This is a genomic window from Corynebacterium sp. MSK006, from assembly GCF_030232385.1.
In the GTDB taxonomy this organism is placed as follows: domain Bacteria; phylum Actinomycetota; class Actinomycetes; order Mycobacteriales; family Mycobacteriaceae; genus Corynebacterium; species Corynebacterium frankenforstense_A.
This window is the reverse complement of record NZ_JASPJZ010000022.1, coordinates 1-15,648: the sequence shown is the minus strand read 5'-3', so window position 1 is coordinate 15,648 and position 15,648 is coordinate 1. Positions and strand designations below refer to the sequence as shown.

The 15,648-nt window shown below is 71.7% G+C and carries 13 protein-coding genes; 6 read left to right on the top strand and 7 right to left on the bottom strand.

Annotated elements, in window-relative coordinates:
* Positions 1-173: 173 nt before the first annotated feature.
* The 3 genes from QQA02_RS10700 to metX all read left to right on the top strand — a co-directional run bounded on the left by QQA02_RS10700 (position 174) and on the right by metX (position 5,695).
* Positions 174-2,876 (top strand): alpha/beta fold hydrolase, encoded by a 2,703-nt coding sequence (locus QQA02_RS10700; RefSeq protein WP_284864283.1) that lies wholly within the window; start codon positions 174-176, stop codon positions 2,874-2,876.
* A gap of 197 nt (positions 2,877-3,073) precedes the next feature.
* Positions 3,074-4,393 carry an O-acetylhomoserine/O-acetylserine sulfhydrylase gene (locus QQA02_RS10695; RefSeq protein ID WP_284864282.1) on the top strand — a complete coding sequence of 440 codons (1,320 nt, stop codon included), beginning with the start codon at positions 3,074-3,076 and terminating at the stop codon, positions 4,391-4,393.
* A gap of 162 nt (positions 4,394-4,555) precedes the next feature.
* On the top strand, positions 4,556-5,695 hold the full coding sequence (gene metX, locus QQA02_RS10690; protein ID WP_284864281.1) for a homoserine O-acetyltransferase MetX: 1,140 nt from the start codon (positions 4,556-4,558) through the stop codon (positions 5,693-5,695).
* Positions 5,696-5,760: 65 nt separating this feature from the next.
* Here metX and QQA02_RS10685 read toward each other — a convergent pair whose 3' ends face one another.
* Positions 5,761-6,111: a DUF3017 domain-containing protein gene (locus QQA02_RS10685; protein ID WP_284775711.1), complete on the bottom strand. Its 351-nt coding sequence runs from the start codon at positions 6,109-6,111 to the stop codon at positions 5,761-5,763.
* A gap of 17 nt (positions 6,112-6,128) precedes the next feature.
* The gene (locus tag QQA02_RS10680; RefSeq protein WP_284864280.1) at positions 6,129-6,989 is read right to left on the bottom strand and encodes a bifunctional methylenetetrahydrofolate dehydrogenase/methenyltetrahydrofolate cyclohydrolase; all 861 of its coding nucleotides are present in this window, start codon (positions 6,987-6,989) and stop codon (positions 6,129-6,131) included.
* 121 nt (positions 6,990-7,110) lie between these two features.
* On the opposite strand from QQA02_RS10680, the gene QQA02_RS10675 reads away from it, so the two are divergent.
* A complete protein-coding gene (locus QQA02_RS10675) occupies positions 7,111-7,587 on the top strand; it encodes a tRNA (cytidine(34)-2'-O)-methyltransferase (protein ID WP_284775707.1) in 477 nt (158 codons plus the stop codon).
* Between the two features lie 127 nt (positions 7,588-7,714).
* Here QQA02_RS10675 and QQA02_RS10670 read toward each other — a convergent pair whose 3' ends face one another.
* From QQA02_RS10670 to QQA02_RS11735, 4 genes are all read right to left on the bottom strand, one after another.
* Positions 7,715-9,319 (bottom strand): PH domain-containing protein, encoded by a 1,605-nt coding sequence (locus tag QQA02_RS10670; RefSeq protein ID WP_284775705.1) that lies wholly within the window; start codon positions 9,317-9,319, stop codon positions 7,715-7,717.
* Entirely contained in the window at positions 9,316-9,765 is a 450-nt protein-coding gene (locus QQA02_RS10665) for a PH domain-containing protein (RefSeq protein WP_284775764.1), read from the bottom strand. Before QQA02_RS10665 ends, QQA02_RS10670 begins: the two co-directional genes overlap by 4 nt.
* A gap of 66 nt (positions 9,766-9,831) precedes the next feature.
* On the bottom strand, positions 9,832-10,866 hold the full coding sequence (locus QQA02_RS10660) for an SLC13 family permease (protein WP_423777798.1): 1,035 nt from the start codon (positions 10,864-10,866) through the stop codon (positions 9,832-9,834).
* Positions 10,863-11,075 carry a hypothetical protein gene (locus tag QQA02_RS11735; protein ID WP_423777797.1) on the bottom strand — a complete coding sequence of 71 codons (213 nt, stop codon included), beginning with the start codon at positions 11,073-11,075 and terminating at the stop codon, positions 10,863-10,865. The genes QQA02_RS10660 and QQA02_RS11735 overlap by 4 nt, the downstream gene beginning before the upstream one ends.
* Positions 11,076-11,082: 7 nt before the next feature.
* Between QQA02_RS11735 and QQA02_RS10655 the strand changes: the two genes are divergently transcribed.
* Entirely contained in the window at positions 11,083-11,325 is a 243-nt protein-coding gene (locus tag QQA02_RS10655) for a DUF4229 domain-containing protein (protein ID WP_284775703.1), read from the top strand.
* 315 nt (positions 11,326-11,640) lie between these two features.
* A complete protein-coding gene (locus QQA02_RS10650) occupies positions 11,641-13,086 on the top strand; it encodes an HNH endonuclease signature motif containing protein (protein ID WP_284864279.1) in 1,446 nt (481 codons plus the stop codon).
* Between the two features lie 109 nt (positions 13,087-13,195).
* Here QQA02_RS10650 and QQA02_RS10645 read toward each other — a convergent pair.
* A partial coding sequence (locus tag QQA02_RS10645; RefSeq protein WP_284864278.1) for an error-prone DNA polymerase occupies positions 13,196-15,648 on the bottom strand: 2,453 nt, incomplete at its 5' end.

The following is a 15,648-nucleotide window of genomic DNA, read 5'->3' as shown; positions in this document are numbered from 1 at the left end:
ACCATATAACACATGCCACTGACAGGGGAATTTCACTCCCCGTCACCCCCGGGCGCGGGTGCGGCGGGGCGGCGCCCAGCCGACCGTCAATTTCCGACGTCCCGGTGGTCGCCGTCGGCGGTTCCCACCCCGAAACACTGATATCGCCCACCAACATTCAATACACTCCGGGCATGGGAACCACCACGGGAACCGACACCGGAACCATCGACCGCCCGCTCGACCTGCTCATCGTCGGCGCGGGGCTCTCCGGGATCGACATGGCCCACCACGTCGCGGAGAACTTCCCCGACTGGGCGTGGGAGATCCACGACGTCCACTCCGACCTCGGCGGCACCTGGCACACCTTCCGCTACCCGGGCATCCGCTCGGACTCGGACATGGCGACCTTCGCCTTCCCCTTCAGGCCCTGGCCGCACAAGGGCACGCTGGGGCGCGGCGAGGACATCAAGGAGTACATCCGCGACGCCGCCCGCGAGTGCGGGGCGCTCGAGCGGCTGCACACCGACTCCTGGATAAAAAACTCCGACTGGCGCACGGACCTGAACCTCTACGCGGTCACCGCGGTCTCGGGCGGCAGCGCCGGCGACCCTGCCGACGCGCGCGACGCCTCCGACGCGGGCCACGACGCACCCGGCGCGCCCACCGAGCGCACCATCTACGCCCGCCGCGTCCACTACGCCTCGGGCTACTACTCCCACGAGCACGGCCACCGCCCCCGCTTCCCCGGCGAGGAGGACTTCGCCGGCGAGATCATCCACCCGCAGAACTGGCCGGAGGACCTCGACGTCGCGGGCCGGCGCATCGTCGTCATCGGCTCCGGGGCCACGGCCATCACACTCGTGCCCGCCCTCGAGGAGGCCGGCGCGCAGGTGACCATGCTCCAGCGCAGCCCCAGCTACGTCGCCCCGCTACCCGAGGTCGACCTGATCAGCGGCTTCTGGAACCGCATCCTGCCGCGCACGCCGGCCTTCCGCGCGGCGCGTTTCCACCACGCGGTGCGCGACATGGGCCAGTACGTCATCGCCCAGCACCTGCCGTTCGTCTTCAAGACGGCGCTCAAGCTCATGCAGCGGCCGTTCCTCAGCCGCCGCGAGATCGACGAGCACTTCACGCCCCGCTACCGCCCCTGGGACCAGCGCGTGTGCAAGGCGCCGGGCGGGGACTTCTTCCGCGCGCTCAACGGCAACGCCCGCGTGGTCACCGACACCATCGACACGTTCACCCCGGCCGGGATCCGCACCTCCAGCGGCGAGGAGCTGGCGGCCGACCTGATCGTGACGGCCACGGGGCTCGACCTGGAGGCCTTCGGCGGCGGGACGCTCAGCATCGACGGCGAGGAGCTCCACCTTCCCGACCAGGTCTTCTACCGCGGCATCATGCTGGCCGGCCTGCCGAACTTCAGCTTCACCGTCGGCTACGTCAACGCGTCGTGGACGCTGCGCTCGGACATGGTCTCGCGCTACATGGTCCGGCTGTGGCGGACGGGCGAGGAGTTCTACGCGCCGGTGCTGCCGCCGGGGCGCCACGACCGCCCGCTCCTCGACTTCGACGCCGGCTACATCCGCCGCGCCATCGGCGACTTCCCCGCCCAGGGCGACCGCTCGCCGTGGCGCTACACGCAGAATTACCTGGTGGAACTTCCCGACCTCGCCCGCGGCGACCAGCGCGAGGACATGGCATTCGGCAAGCGTTGCCTCGAGCTGGTCGGCCGCGCCGCGCCCGGGCCGAAGGTGCGCTCGATCAGCAGCGAGGGTCGTTTCGTCGCCGCGGACCTGTCGGCGTTACCGCCCGCGGAGTTCGTGATTGCCGACGGGCGCAGCGTGCGCGTGCGCCGCGGTGGCCCGGCCACGTCCGGCGGTGCGGGCACGAGCGGCGCGGCCGGTGACGCGGGTGCCACGCCGGTCGCTGGCGCCTCCCGCACCGGTTCCGCGCCCGCTGACGCCTCCCGCGCCGGAGCCGACACCGGCGCCGACGCCGGCACCACTGGCGACCTCCCGCCTCTGGTTTTCATCCACGGCATCGGCCGCTCGCTGGAGGACTGGGACGACCAGGCGACACTGCTGGCCGGGCGCCGCCGCGTCATCGCCGTCGACATCCCGGGCTTCGGCCTGAGCGACCCGGCCGAACGCGTGACCGTCCCGGACACCGCGGCGCTCATCTGGCGGGTGCTCGAAGAGCTCGGCGAGGTCGACGCGCCCGACGCGCACGCCGCCGGGCACTCCCCCGCCGCAGCCGGCGACCGACCGCGTCGCGTGTGCCTGGTGGGCAACTCGCTGGGCGGCGCGCTGTCGATGGAGATGACCACGCAGCACCCCGACCGCGTCGCGGCGGTCTGCCTGGTCGACTCCGCCGGCTTCGGCGACCGCGCCACCGACCTGCTGCGCCTGGTCGCGCTGCCGCTGGTCGGCGAGACGAACGCGAAACTGACCCGCCACCGCGTGCTCTACGAGCCGATCGAGCACCTCATCCTGCGCCGCCCCGGCTCGGTCACCCGCCACCGCCTCGGCGTGCAGCGCACGATCGGGCGCCACCCTGCCCGCGCGCGCACCTACCGCAACTTCGTCCGGGAGCTCGGCTCGGTGCGCGGCATCTCGAAGGACTGGTGCCACGACCTGGTCGACCGTTTCCGCCGCGCCGCCGCGGGCGTCCCCGTCCAGTTCGTCTGGGGTGACGCCGACAAGATCCTGCCCTACGCCCAGTTTCGCGCCGGGCTCGAGGAGCTTTCCGGCATCGTGGTGGACGCCGCCGTCTTCGACGGCGGCGGGCACATGCCGCAGCTGGAGTTCCCGGCCGAGTTCGCCGAGAACCTCCTCGGCTTCCTCGACCGCGCAGAGAGCGGCGCCGTCGCCCCGCGTGGCGCCGGAAAAATCTAGACCGAGCGTTACATACCATGCAGTCCATTCAACGTCACCACCTGCGGTTTCAGAATTTCATTCACGAGGCCTTGCGATAGACCGCTTGGTTCACTAGGGTTGCTCACCACATCGCGCAGACACCACGATGCCCCGCCGGCCCACCGGGCCGACGGCGAGAAGTGACAAACGCAGCAGACCGGACAAGGAACCCGACAATGAGCACCAAGTACGACAACTCCGCCGCCGACCAGTGGAACTTCGAGACCCGTTCCATCCACGCCGGCCAGCCCGTCGAATCCGACACCGGCGCGCGTAACCAGCCGATCTACCTGACCTCCTCCTACGTCTTCGACTCCGCCGAGCACGCCAAGCAGCGCTTCGGCCTCGAGGACGCGGGCCCGATCTACTCGCGTCTGACCAACCCGACCACCGAGGTGCTCGAGAACCGCCTGGCCTCCCTCGAGGGCGGCACCCACGCCGTGGCCTTCGCCTCCGGCCAGGCCGCCGAGACCGCCACGATCCTCAACCTCGCCGGCGCCGGCGACCACATCGTGACCTCCCCGCGCCTCTACGGCGGCACCGAGACCCTCTTCCAGGTCACGCTGAACCGCCTCGGCATCGACGTCACCTTCGTCGAGGACCCGGACGACCCGGCCAGCTGGCAGGCCGCCGTCAAGGACAACACCAAGGCCTTCTACGGCGAGACCTTCGCCAACCCGCAGGCCGACGTCCTGGACATCCCCGCCATCGCCGAGGTCGCCCACGCCAACCAGGTGCCGCTGATCGTGGACAACACCATCGCCACCGCCGCCGTGGTCCGCCCGCTGGACCTGGGCGCGGACGTCGTCGTCGCCTCGCTGACGAAGTTCTACACCGGCAACGGCTCCGGCATCGGCGGCATCCTCGTCGACGGCGGCTCCTTCGACTGGACCGTCGAGCGCGACGGCAAGCCGGTCTTCCCTCACTTCGTCCAGCCCGACGAGGCCTACCACGGCCTGGTCTACTCCGAGCTCGGCGACGTCGCCTTCGGGATGAAGGCCCGCGCCGGCCTGCTGCGCGACACCGGCGCCACCCTCTCCCCCTTCAACGCCTGGGTGACCCTGCAGGGCCTGGACACCCTGAGCCTGCGCATCGAGCGCCACAACGAGAACGCCAAGAAGGTCGCGGAGTTCCTCGCCGGCCAGGACAAGGTCACCGACGTCTTCTACGCCGGCCTGCCGAGCTCCCCGTGGTACAAGGTCAAGGAGAAGCTCGGCCTGGAGTACACCGGTTCGGTGCTCAGCTTCAACATCGACGGCGGCAAGGACGCGGCCTGGCGCTTCATCGACGCGCTCAAGCTGCACTCCGACCTGGCCAACATCGGCGACGTGCGCTCCCTGGTCGTCCACCCGGCGACCACGACGCACTCCCAGTCCGACGAGCACGGCCTGGCCCGCGCCGGCATCTCCGAGTCGACGATCCGTCTGTCGGTGGGCATCGAGAACATCGACGACATCATCGCCGACCTCAAGCTCGGCTTCGACGCCATCGCGTAACCGCCCCCAATTTCCGACGTCCCGCCCCTCACCGCCCGCCGGACCCGTGCGGCGGGCGCGTGGCGCGCGGCACCCCGCGTCCTTCCCGCCGCACCGCGGCCGCATAGCGCCACCCGCCTCCGCACCACCGCCCACATCCCGAATTCCGGACCAGGAGCCCCTGTGACACCGAATCTCGCCCGCCCCGGCGTGCTCGCCCGCCAACCCATCGGCGACTTCCGCACCGAGGCCGGTGCGACGATCCCGGAGGTCCACGTCGCCTACCAGCGGTGGGGCTCCTACCGCGTGAACGCCGACGGCAGCAGCAACGTCGTGCTCGTCGAGCACGCGCTGACCGGCGACTCCGACGCCGCGAGCTGGTGGGGCGACCTCGTCGGGCCGAACAAGGCCATCGACACCGACCGCTACTGCGTGATCTGCACCAACGTCATCGGCGGCTGTCAGGGCACCACCGGGCCCGGCTCGGCACACCCGGCCGACGGGCGGGCCTGGGGCTCGCGCTTCCCGGCGGTCTCGATCCGCGACCAGGTCGAGGTGGAGAAGCAGTTCCTCGACTCGCTGGGCATCACCAGCGTCTTCGCCGTCATCGGCGGCTCGATGGGCGGGGCGCGCAGCCTGGAGTGGTCCTACCTGCACCCCGAGGTCGTCAACGCGGCGGCCGTCTTCGCCGTGAGCGCCCGGGCGAGCGCCTGGCAGATCGGCATCCAGGGCGCGCAGATCGCCGCGATCGAGAACGACCCGAACTGGCACGGCGGCGACTACTACGACACCGGCGCCACCCCGAACGCCGGCCTGGCCACGGCGCGGCGCATCGCGCACCTGACCTACCGCGGCGAGCTCGAGATCGACGAGCGCTTCGGCACCACCCCGCAGACCGGCGAGAACCCGCTGGGCGCCCACCGCTCGGCCGGGCAGCGCTTCGCGGTGGAGAGCTACCTGGACTACCAGGCGCGCAAGCTGACCGCACGCTTCGACGCCGCCACCTACGCCGTGCTCACCGACTCACTGAACCGCCACGACATCGGCCGCGGCCGCGGCGGGCTCAACCGCGCCCTCAGCGAGATCACGGTGCCCACGCTCGTCGCGGGCGTGGACACGGACATCCTCTACCCGTACCACCAGCAGGAGCACCTCTCGCGCAACCTGGGCAACCTGCTGGGCATGGCCAAGATCGTCTCCCCCGTCGGCCACGACGCCTTCCTCACCGAGACCCGTCAGATGGACCGGATCCTGCGCAACTTCTTCGAGCAGGTCGACCCGGACGCCCCCGGCGCCGCGGGCCGCATCGAGTACCACATCTAGTACCCCACCCCGCGCCGACGCCGCACGTCACGCACCACGCCCCACGCGCGACGTCGGCAATCGGGTCAGCTGCCCAGCGCGTCCACCGACGCCGCCAGGAACGCCAGCAGCGCGCCGACCCCGGTGCAGAACGCGACGTCGAACCGCCGCGAGCGCACGGAGAACAGCCCGATCACGGAGTCGTCGCAGCAGGCCCGCATCACGGCCAGCCACAGGAACGCCGCGCCCAGCCCGAACGTCGAGCGGCGCCAGTGCTCGGTCATCCCGAAGACGGCCACGACGACGAGCCCGACGAGAAAGACCGCCAGCATCGCCTGCTGGGCACGCCGCGACAGCCGCGAGGGCGGGTTCTCCCGGTCGTGCGGGTTGACCAGCGCCTCCTGTCGGCTCGCGGGGCGGATCGGGGTTTTAGCCACGGCGGCCAGGGTAGTCCTCAGTCGGCCAGGCCCGCGAGCCGCTCGGCGCGCTCGACGATGTTCTCCAGCAGGAAGGTGCGCGTCATCGGGCCCACGCCGCCCGGGTTCGGCGAGATCGCGCCGGCGACCTCCCAGCAGTCCGGGTGGACGTCGCCGGTGGTCTTGCCGTCGACGCGGGAGACGCCGACGTCGAGGATCGCGCAGCCCGGCTTGATCATGTCGGCGGTGAGCATGTGCGGGCGCCCGGCGGCGGCGACGATGACGTCGGCCTCGCGGGTCTCGGCGGCCAGGTCCCTGGTGCCGGTGTGGCACAGCGTGACGGTGGAGTTCTCGCTGCGGCGGGTGAGCATCAGGCCGATCGGGCGGCCGACGGTGATGCCGCGGCCGATGACGACGACCTTCGCGCCGTTCAGCTCCACGCCGAAGCGGCGCAGCAGCGCGATCGAGCCGTTGGGCGTGCACGGCAGCGGGGCGGGCTCGTTGAGCACGAGCTTGCCCAGGTTGACCGGGTGCAGGCCGTCGGCGTCCTTGGCCGGGTCGATGCGCTCGAGCACGGCGTTCTCGTCGAGCTGCTCCGGCAGCGGCAGCTGCACGATGTAGCCGGTGCAGGCGTCGTCGGCGTTGAGCTCGTCGATGACGGCGTTGAGTTCGTCCTGCGTGGTCTCGGCGGGCAGGTCCTTGCGGATGGACCGGATGCCGACCTCCTCGCAGTCGCGGTGCTTCATGCGCACGTAGTTCTGGCTGCCCGGATCCTCGCCGACGAGCACGGTCGCCAGCCCGGGGGTGATGCCCTTGTCCTTGAGCGCGGCCACCCGGGTCTTGAGGTCCTCGAGCAGCTCGGCGCGGAAGAGTTTGCCGTCCAGTTTGATCGCAGTCACGCCGCCCATTATGTCGCCGCCACGTGACCGGGACAACGCCCGGGGGTGTCCGGTGCCGCTTGACGACGTCGTGCGGGTCGCCGTGGGCGCGCCACGGGGCGCCGGCTCTAGACTTGCGGGCATGCCCGGAGCAGATCTGCACGTCATCTACGACAACCCCGTCATCCCCGGTAACACCGGCAACGCCATCCGCCTGTGCGCCAACACGGGGGCGACGCTGCACCTGGTCGAGCCGCTCGGCTTCGACTTCTCCGACAAGCACCTCAGGCGCGCCGGCCTCGACTACCACGATCTCGCCGACGTGCGCGTCCACCCCGAGCTCGACGCCTGCCTGGCCGACATCCCGGGCGCGCGGGTCTTCGCCTTCACCGGGCACGCCTCGACGTGGTTCGACACGGTGGAGTACCGGCCGGGCGACGCGCTGCTCTTCGGTACGGAGCCGACCGGGCTTCCCGAGGAGCACATGGCGCACCCGCGGGTGACCGCGCGGCTGCGCATCCCGATGCTGCCGGCGCGGCGGTCGATGAACCTGTCGAACTCGGCGGCCGTGGCGGTCTTCGAGGCCTGGCGGCAGCTCGGCTTCCCCGGCGCCGTGTAGAGCCCGATGGGCCGGGGCCACTCCGACGCGACGCGGGAGACCCGGCCAGGCCGCGAGGCCGGCTGGCGCCCGGCGGGCTGCCCGTTTCGGGCGTGACACCGGTGCCCCCACCCCGCGCCGCCGGGCGTCAGATCCGCTGGCCCGGCTGGCCCGGCTGGCCCGTGCCGGTAAGCGCGGGCAGCCGGCGGTCGCGGAGCTTCTCGACGAGCGCCTCCGCGTCCGCGTGCGCCAGATCGCGGCCCTTCATGTAGACCGGCCCGGGCACGAGGTCGAGGCGCACGGTGGCCAGGCCCAGCAGGCGCTGGATGGGCCCGTGGGTCAGCGAGAGCTCCTGGATGTGGGCCGTCTCGATCGTCTCGACGGTGCGGCCGACGCGGCCGTGGTGGGTGATCACGCGGCCCTCGGCGAGGGTGACGGACTGCCGCCGGCGGTCGATCGGCGAGACCCACCGGGCGATCGCGGGGCTGGTGAACTGTGGCTCGCCGTGGCCCTCGGGGGCGGCGACCCGCTCGATCGTCTCGGGGTCCATGCCGGTGATCTCGGCGAAGACGGCCAGCGCGGTCTCCCGGGAGCCGACCGGCAGCACGGTCGAGGTCGACTCCGCCTTGGAGTTCAGCGGGCCGCCGTAGCCGGCGACGCTGACCTGGACCCGCCACCAGCCGACCAGGCGCCACAGCGGGGTCTGGGAGACCTTCACCGCGTGCACCCGGTCGAGCGGCACCGCCTGGCGGCGGCGCTCGGTCAGGCCGTAGTTGAGGTGGAGGACGCGGTCGGCGTCGTCGATCTTGGCGGTGAACAGCCACGAGGTGTTGAGCACACGCCACACCGACGGGATCACGGCGAGCAGCACGCCGATGACCGTGGCGTTCGCGATCGGGGTGGCGACCAGCAGGACCGTGGCGACCACGCCGACGACCGTGTTGGTCGACAGCGCGGCGGCGCCCAGCGCACGCCGCGCGGGGATCTCGTCGACGAGCCCGCGCAGCCGGTCCTCGTCGACCGGCCCGGCCGGCGCGACGGCACCGCTCCCCTGCCCCGCCCAGCCGGCGGATGCGCTCGTGTCCGCGCCCCGGTCGCGGTTCCCAGAGCTTGCGGCACTCGCCGCGCCGGGCCCAACCGGTGCGCCGGCTGGCCGCGCATCGGTGAGGGAACCACCGGAGGGGTGGGACGGGACGTCGGCAATTGAGCCGCCGCGCACCCGCGCCAGGAGGTCGCGGCGCAGCTCCTCGGCGACCGTGCGCGGCAGGTAGAGGATGTCGATGTGCGAGTCGGTGCCGCCGGCGGTCTCGACCTTGACCGAGGCGAGGCCGAAGAGGCGCGGGATGAGCGGCTCGGCGACGTCGACGGCCTGGACGCGGTCGAAACGCGCGGTGCGCAGCTGCCGGTTGAGCACGCCGCGGCGCAGCTCGACCTCCTCGTCGGTGATGCGGTAGCCCGTCGCGCGCCACCAGATTCCCGAGACCAGCCAGATCAGCCCGCAGACCACCACGACCGCGCCAAGCGCCGCCGGCAGGATCCACCAGGGGCCGCCGTGGAGCAGGCCCCACAGCGCGACGTAGACGGAGGCCTCGACGTTGACGGCCACCGCGGCGGCCAAGGCGAGCAGCGCGGTCCAGGCGCGCAGCAGCGGCGTAGCGCGGTGGACGCGGTGCCAGCCGGCGTCGGCGTCGGTGCCGGGCGCCTCGTCGTCTGCCGCGTCGTCGTGTGCGTCGCGGGCGTGACGTGCGCTCACAGGCCGCTCATCCTCTCGCGCGCCTTGACGGCCAGGCGCTCGCGCAGGGCGTCGGCCTCGGCGGCGGGCAGCCCCTCGACTGTGGCGTCGGAGGTCGAGGACGCCGTGTTCAGCGTGACGGTCTTCATGCCCAGCCAGCGCTCGATCGGCCCGTTGGTCACGTCGACGTACTGGATGCGCCCGTACGGCACGACGGTGAACGTGTGCCACATGCGGCCCTTGGTGATCAGCAGCTCGTCGTCGGTCTCGAGCCAGCCGAGCAGGCGCACCTGCGCGGGGATGATCCAGGCCTGCCAGACGGTCAGTGCGGCGAAGACGCCCGCGCCGATCCACCACCACGGCGAGACGACCACCCCGAGCACGACGAAGACGATGAGCGGCACGACCAGCCACGGCATGCGGCCGAGGTAGCGCGCCCGGGTCAGCTTCGGGGATACGGGGTTCATGCCCCGCGCGGCGGCGTCCTTCATGGGCACCATGGTGGCACACGGGGCGTCGGCAATCACGCGCGGTCAGCCCAGCATGCTGAAGGCGAACGCGGCGAGCACCAGCGCGGCGGAGAACGCCCAGGCGATCGGGACGGCGAGCTTGATGTAGCGGCCCATGTTCGCGCCGCCGGCCAGACCGAGCGCGAGCCACAGCGCCGGCGAGAACGGCGAGACGAAGGTGCCGATGACGTTGCCGATGATCAGCGCCAGCGCCGTGGCCATGCCGGAGACGCCGAAGCTGGCGGCGGTCTCCTGGACGATGGGCAGCACGGAGAAGTAGTAGGCGTCGGTGGAGGTCAGCAGGTTCAGCGGCACGCCGAGGAGGCGGACGATGACGTGCAGGTACGGCCCGACGGCGGCCGGCAGCACCGAGACGAGGCTCAGGGCGATCTGCTCGAGCATGCCGGTCTCGTTGAGCACGCCGAGGAACATGGCGGCGGCGATGATGATGCCGGCCATCGACAGGGCGTTGGGCGCGTGGCGGCGCAGGACCTTGGACTGGGAGTGGGAGTCGGGGAAGTTGATCAGCAGCGCCAGGGTGGTGGCGATGAGGAAGGTCGGGGCGGGCGGCAGGAGGCCGGCGAGCAGGATGACCAGGGCGACGAGCACGACGGCGACGTTGGCGACGGTGCAGGCCGTGCCGGTGCGGTAGCTGTAGCCCTCCTCGCGGCGCTCCTCGTCCTGCTGGGCCTGGGAGGCCTCGACGTCGGCGGTGGCGGCGCCGCGGGCGGCGATGCGGCGGCGCCGCTGCAGGCCGAGCCCGGCGGCGACGACGAGCACGAGCACGACCGCCACGCCCTGGATGGGCAGCAGCCGCAGCCAGATGTCGCTGGGTTCCTGGGCGATGACGGCGCCGGCGCGGCCGAGCGGGCCGGCCCACGGCACCATGTTCATCACGGAGGCGGCCAGGGCGACGATGACGATGGTGATCAGGATGTAGCGGGAGATGCCGAGCGCGCGGTAGAGCGGCAGCAGCGCGGGGATGGTCAGCAGGAAGGTCGTGGAGCCGGAGCCGTCGAGGTGGGCGACGATGCCGATGGCGGCGGTGCCGGTGGTCACGGCGACGACGTTGCCGCGGGGGCGCGGATGAGCGCCTTGATCACCGGGGTGAACGGGCCGACGTCCTGGAGGATGCCGAAGAAGATGATCGCGAAGATGAACATCACGACGACGTTCATCACCGAGTCGAGGCCCTCGGCGAAGAAGTCGCCGATGTCTCCGGGGCCGTGGCCGGTGACGAGCGCGCCGACCAGCGGCACGAGCGTCATCGGGACGATGGGGCTGGCGCGACTCGGGCTGTTCCTGGCGCTGACGGTGGTCATCCAGCTCGCGGCGTGGCTGATCGGGGCGCCCGTGCCGCTGGTGATGTCGGCGCTGCTGGCGCTGCTGGTGGCGTTCCCGCTGTCGATGCTGATCTTCCCGCGCATGCGCGTCGAGGCCACGCAGGCCGTCGCCGCCCGCCACGAGCGCGGGAAGCAGCGCAAGGAGTGGATCCGCGAGGAGCTCGCCGGGCGCTGAGCCCCGATTGCCGACGTCCCGTCGCGTCCCTCGGCGGTTCCGTCCGGGTGGGTGCGGGCGCGGTCGTTGCACTCCCGCGCCCCGGTGACGCCCGCTCTGATCCCCTACTCCCCTACGCTGCGCCAGCTGCTGTGTGCGGACAATCCTCCGTCTTCCCTGACCACTAGCAGAAGTAGGCCCCTCCCCGCGCCCTGTACCAGAAATAGGTAACCCCGTGCGGCGGCCTGCAAGGCCTCCTGTGGACCGCGCCCCGCACTCCACAAGCAGGACGCAGTCCCCTCGCGCACCGTTTGTGCGCCCGTCATGCTGGGGCCCATGAACCTGCTCGACCAACTCATCACGGTCACCCGGCAAGGCATAGACCTCGCCGAAGCCGCCCGAGGCATGAGCAAACACCAACTCACCGACTTAGGTGTGCTGCCCATGGACGCCCAGAAGATCGCCCGAGTGGCCCGCACCTACTTTTCGGAAACCTCCGCGAAGACCAACGCCATCCAGGCCGCCCGGAAAAACGGCCACTCGATCGTCACCCTCGACATGATCGAGTCGTTTACCGCCAAACTGAACAACCAACGCCGCGCCTGGGGCTTCCGAACACGCGCCTGCCGTGTGACCGGCTTGCATGACGAGGTACGCAAGGCCTGCCAAAGGCTCCTCGACGAGTACAACGGGCCGGACACACCCGCCCCGCAGACCCGTAGCCTGCAGTTCATCAACTCCAGGACCAAGGGGCAGGGACTGCTCTTCCGGGGTTCGTCGGCGGAGATCGCCGCGCTTCGCCACGCCGCGCACGCGGCGGCGGCGAAGGTAGTCGGTGAGGACAACGTGGACGCCGAGGCCTGTGGTGAGGCGTTCTCCAAGTTCCTTTCCGAGGGTGCGCCCGGGTCTGTTGTGCATGCGGTGGTCGGGGTGAGCCTGAATGAGGCGGTGCGTATCGAGGACGGCGACGGTGACGACATCGAGTTGGTGGCCTCGGACGGCTCGCGGATGACCGGCAGCGAGTTTGTGGACCGGCTGATCCGCCAGGTCGGCGCCACCCGGCCTGCTGCCCAGACCGCCGGAGAGTCAGACACCCAGCCCGACACAGGTGCTGCCGCCACCGTGGGCATGGAGGCCGATGGATCACGGCAGGGCGTCAACCCGGCAGGTGGGAACCTCGCCGGCGACGGGGCCGACCCCGCGGACGCAGACACCGCCGGCGCCTCGCTGGTTCCCGTCCCGGACGCGGACGAACTGACCGCGACTGACATGGCAGGCCCCTCAGACAGGGCCACCACAGAGGACGAGGATGGCCCGGATCTGGGGTTGTTCGCCGCGGAGATCCCCGACACGATCCCGGAGATGGTCTTCGACCAAAACTCGATGATCATGCTGGTCCACCCGCTTCAGGGCCCGAGCAACCTGTACCGGGCAAGCCGCTTCGCCAACGGCAAGCAGCGCACGATGCTGGGGGCGGCTTTCGGGGTGTGTGCTCATCCGGAGTGCAACCAGCCGGCGGAGTTCTGCCAGGCCGACCACGACACCGCCTGGGTGCGTGGCGGGTTGACCAACATCAACAATTTGACGCCGTTGTGCAGGTACCACAACGGAGCCAACGACGATGACCCTGACGGGCCGGTCCGTCACGGGCGGGTCGAGCGTGACGGGTTGGATGTCTACCGGGTGTTGCCGGGTGGGCGCCGCCAGCGGGATGCCACCCCGACCTTGGCTCGGCGGATGATGACCGAGCAGGCCGCCTGCCGCACCGCCCAGGCCGCTTAGCCAACCGGCGCCTCGGAGGCCCCCGAATCACAAACCCGGCCCACCGGCCGGGTACTTCGGCATGCCCACCATGGGCTACCCTGGGGTGCCTCCGGAGAGAACCGCGGCGTCAGCGGAAGTCACGGGAGCCGGCGCTCAAGGCCTCGCCGACCGCGAGCTTTTCGAGCTGGTCGGCCACGAGAGTCACCGCGCCCGAGGCGTTCTGCACGATGCCGCGCACCACCAGCGCCCGCGCCGTGCGCGCGAGCACCTTCTGCCGGTTCCACAACCCCGGCGAGACCATCACGTTCATCAGCCCCGTCTCGTCCTCCATCCCGAGGAACGTCACCCCCGCCGCCGTCTGCGGACGTTGACGGTGCGTGACCACGCCGGCCACGCGCACGCGGGTGCCGTCGTCAATCGAACCCAGGTCCGACGCGGCGACGACGCCCGCCGACGCCAACCTCGAACGCAGCAACGCCACCGGCTGCATGCCGTGGGTCACCCCGGTCGCCGCGATGTCCGCGGCCACCAGATCGAAGGCGCTCATGCCGGGCAGCGCCGGCGCCTCCACCGAGCTCAGCCCCGGCAGCATGCCCTCCTTCTCCGTGGCCGCCACCCCGGCCGCCCACACCGCCTGGCGCCGGTCGACACCGAAGCAGCCCAGCGCCCCGGCCTTCCCCAGCGCCTCCGTCTGCGGCACGCTCAGGTCCGCCCGGCGCGCCAGGTCCGCGACGCCGGTGAAGGCGCGCCCATCGCGCGCGGCGACCACGCGCCCGGCAGCCTTCTCCCCCAGCCCGCGCACCAGGTTCAGCCCCAGCCGGATCACGCCCGGCTCCGGCACCGTCGCCTCGACCGCGCTGGCGGCGACGTCGACGGGCAGGATGCGCACACCGTGGCGGCGGGCGTCGGCGATCAAGGACTGCGGCGAGTAGAACCCCATCGGCTGGGCGCGCAGCAGCCCCGCACAGAACTCCGCCGGGTGGTGCAGCTTGAACCACGCCGAGAAGAACACCAGCGAGGCGAACGACTGCGAGTGCGACTCCGGGAAGCCGTAGGCGGCGAACGCCACGATCTTCGTCCACAGCTGCTCGGCGACCTCCTCAGACAGCCCGCACGTCTCCGCACACCCGCTGATGAACCGGGCGTGCAGCGCCGCCATCTTCGCCGGCGAGCGCTTCGAGCCCATCGCCCGACGCAGCTGGTCGGCCTCACCGCCGGTGAAGCCCGCCGCGTCCACCGCGATCTGCATCAGCTGCTCCTGGAACAGCGGGATGCCCAGCGTCTTGCCCAGCGACTTCTCCAGCACCGGGTGCTCAAAGACCACCGGCTCGCGCCCATCACGGCGGCGCAGATAGGGGTGCACCGACCCGCCCTGGATCGGCCCGGGCCGGATCAGCGCCACCTCGACGACCAGGTCGAAGAAGCAGCGCGGCTTCAGCCGCGGCAGCGTGGCCAGCTGCGCGCGCGACTCCACCTGGAACACGCCGACCGCGTCGCCGCGCGCGAGCATCTCGTAGACGCCGGGCTCGGCAAGATCCAGGTCCCACAGCCGCACCGTCTCCCCGGTGGAGCCGGCGACCAGGTCGATCATGTGGTGCAGCGCCTCGAGCATGCCGAGGCCGAGCAGGTCGAACTTGACCAGCCCCGCCGCCGCGCACGCGTCCTTGTCCCACTGCAACACGGAGCGGCCCGCCATGCGCGCCCACTCCACGGGCACCACGTCGGCGATCGGCCGGTCGCAGATGACCATGCCACCGGAGTGGATGCCCAGGTGCCGCGGCTGCCCGCGGAACTGCCCGGCCAGCTCGGCGACGTCCGCGGGCGGCTCGGAGAACCCCTTCGACCAGCCGTCGGCCGCGCCCTGCGGGTAGCCGAGCGCCCGCGCGGCGTCGCGCAGCGCCCCCTTGCGCCGGTAGGTGATCACGTTGGCCACCAGCGCGGCGCGCTCGCGCCCGTAGCGACCGTAGACGTACTGGATGACCTCCTCGCGCCGCGTCGACTCGATGTCCAGGTCGATGTCGGGCGGCCCGTCGCGCTCCGGGGAGAGGAAGCGCTCGAAGAGCAGCCCGGCGCTGATCGGCTCGGCGTTGGTGATGCCCAGCGCGAAGCACACCGCCGAGTTCGCCGCCGAGCCGCGCCCCTGGCACAGGATCCCGGCGCGCCGGCAGAACCCCACGATGTCGTCGACGATGAGGAAGTACCCCGGGAAACCCAGTTTCCCGATCACCGCCAGCTCGTGGCGGATCTGCGCCCGCGCCCGTTCGCGCACCCCCGCGTCCCGCGAGGCGTAGCGCTCCAGCCCGCGCCGCCAGGTCAGCTCGGTCAGCCAGCTGAGCTCGTCGTGGCCCTCGGGGGCGGGGAAGTCCGGCAGCCGCGGCGCGACCAGGTCCAGGGTGAAGGCGCACTCCTCGGCGATCGCGACGGTCTGCGCGGCCAGTTCGGGCCGCCCGGGCAGCATCCGCGCGATCTGCGCCCCGCCGCGCAGCCACGGCGCGCCCATCGGGTGCAGCTCGGGCTCGGCCTCGCCGACGGCCTGGCGCCGGGCGAGCGCGCGCTTGGCCGCCGCCAGCCGGCTGGCGC

Excerpts from the sequence above, each read along its gene's own strand:
- QQA02_RS10665 (WP_284775764.1), bottom strand. The coding sequence starts at position 9,765 with ATGAACCCCGTATCCCCGAAGCTGACCCGGGCGCGCTACCTCGGCCGC.
- QQA02_RS10655 (WP_284775703.1), top strand. The coding sequence starts at position 11,083 with ATGGGGCTGGCGCGACTCGGGCTGTTCCTGGCGCTGACGGTGGTCATC.
- QQA02_RS11735 (WP_423777797.1), bottom strand. The coding sequence starts at position 11,075 with ATGACGCTCGTGCCGCTGGTCGGCGCGCTCGTCACCGGCCACGGCCCC.
- QQA02_RS10695 (WP_284864282.1), top strand. The coding sequence starts at position 3,074 with ATGAGCACCAAGTACGACAACTCCGCCGCCGACCAGTGGAACTTCGAG.
- QQA02_RS10650 (WP_284864279.1), top strand. The coding sequence starts at position 11,641 with ATGAACCTGCTCGACCAACTCATCACGGTCACCCGGCAAGGCATAGAC.
- QQA02_RS10700 (WP_284864283.1), top strand. The coding sequence starts at position 174 with ATGGGAACCACCACGGGAACCGACACCGGAACCATCGACCGCCCGCTC.
- QQA02_RS10675 (WP_284775707.1), top strand. The coding sequence starts at position 7,111 with ATGCCCGGAGCAGATCTGCACGTCATCTACGACAACCCCGTCATCCCC.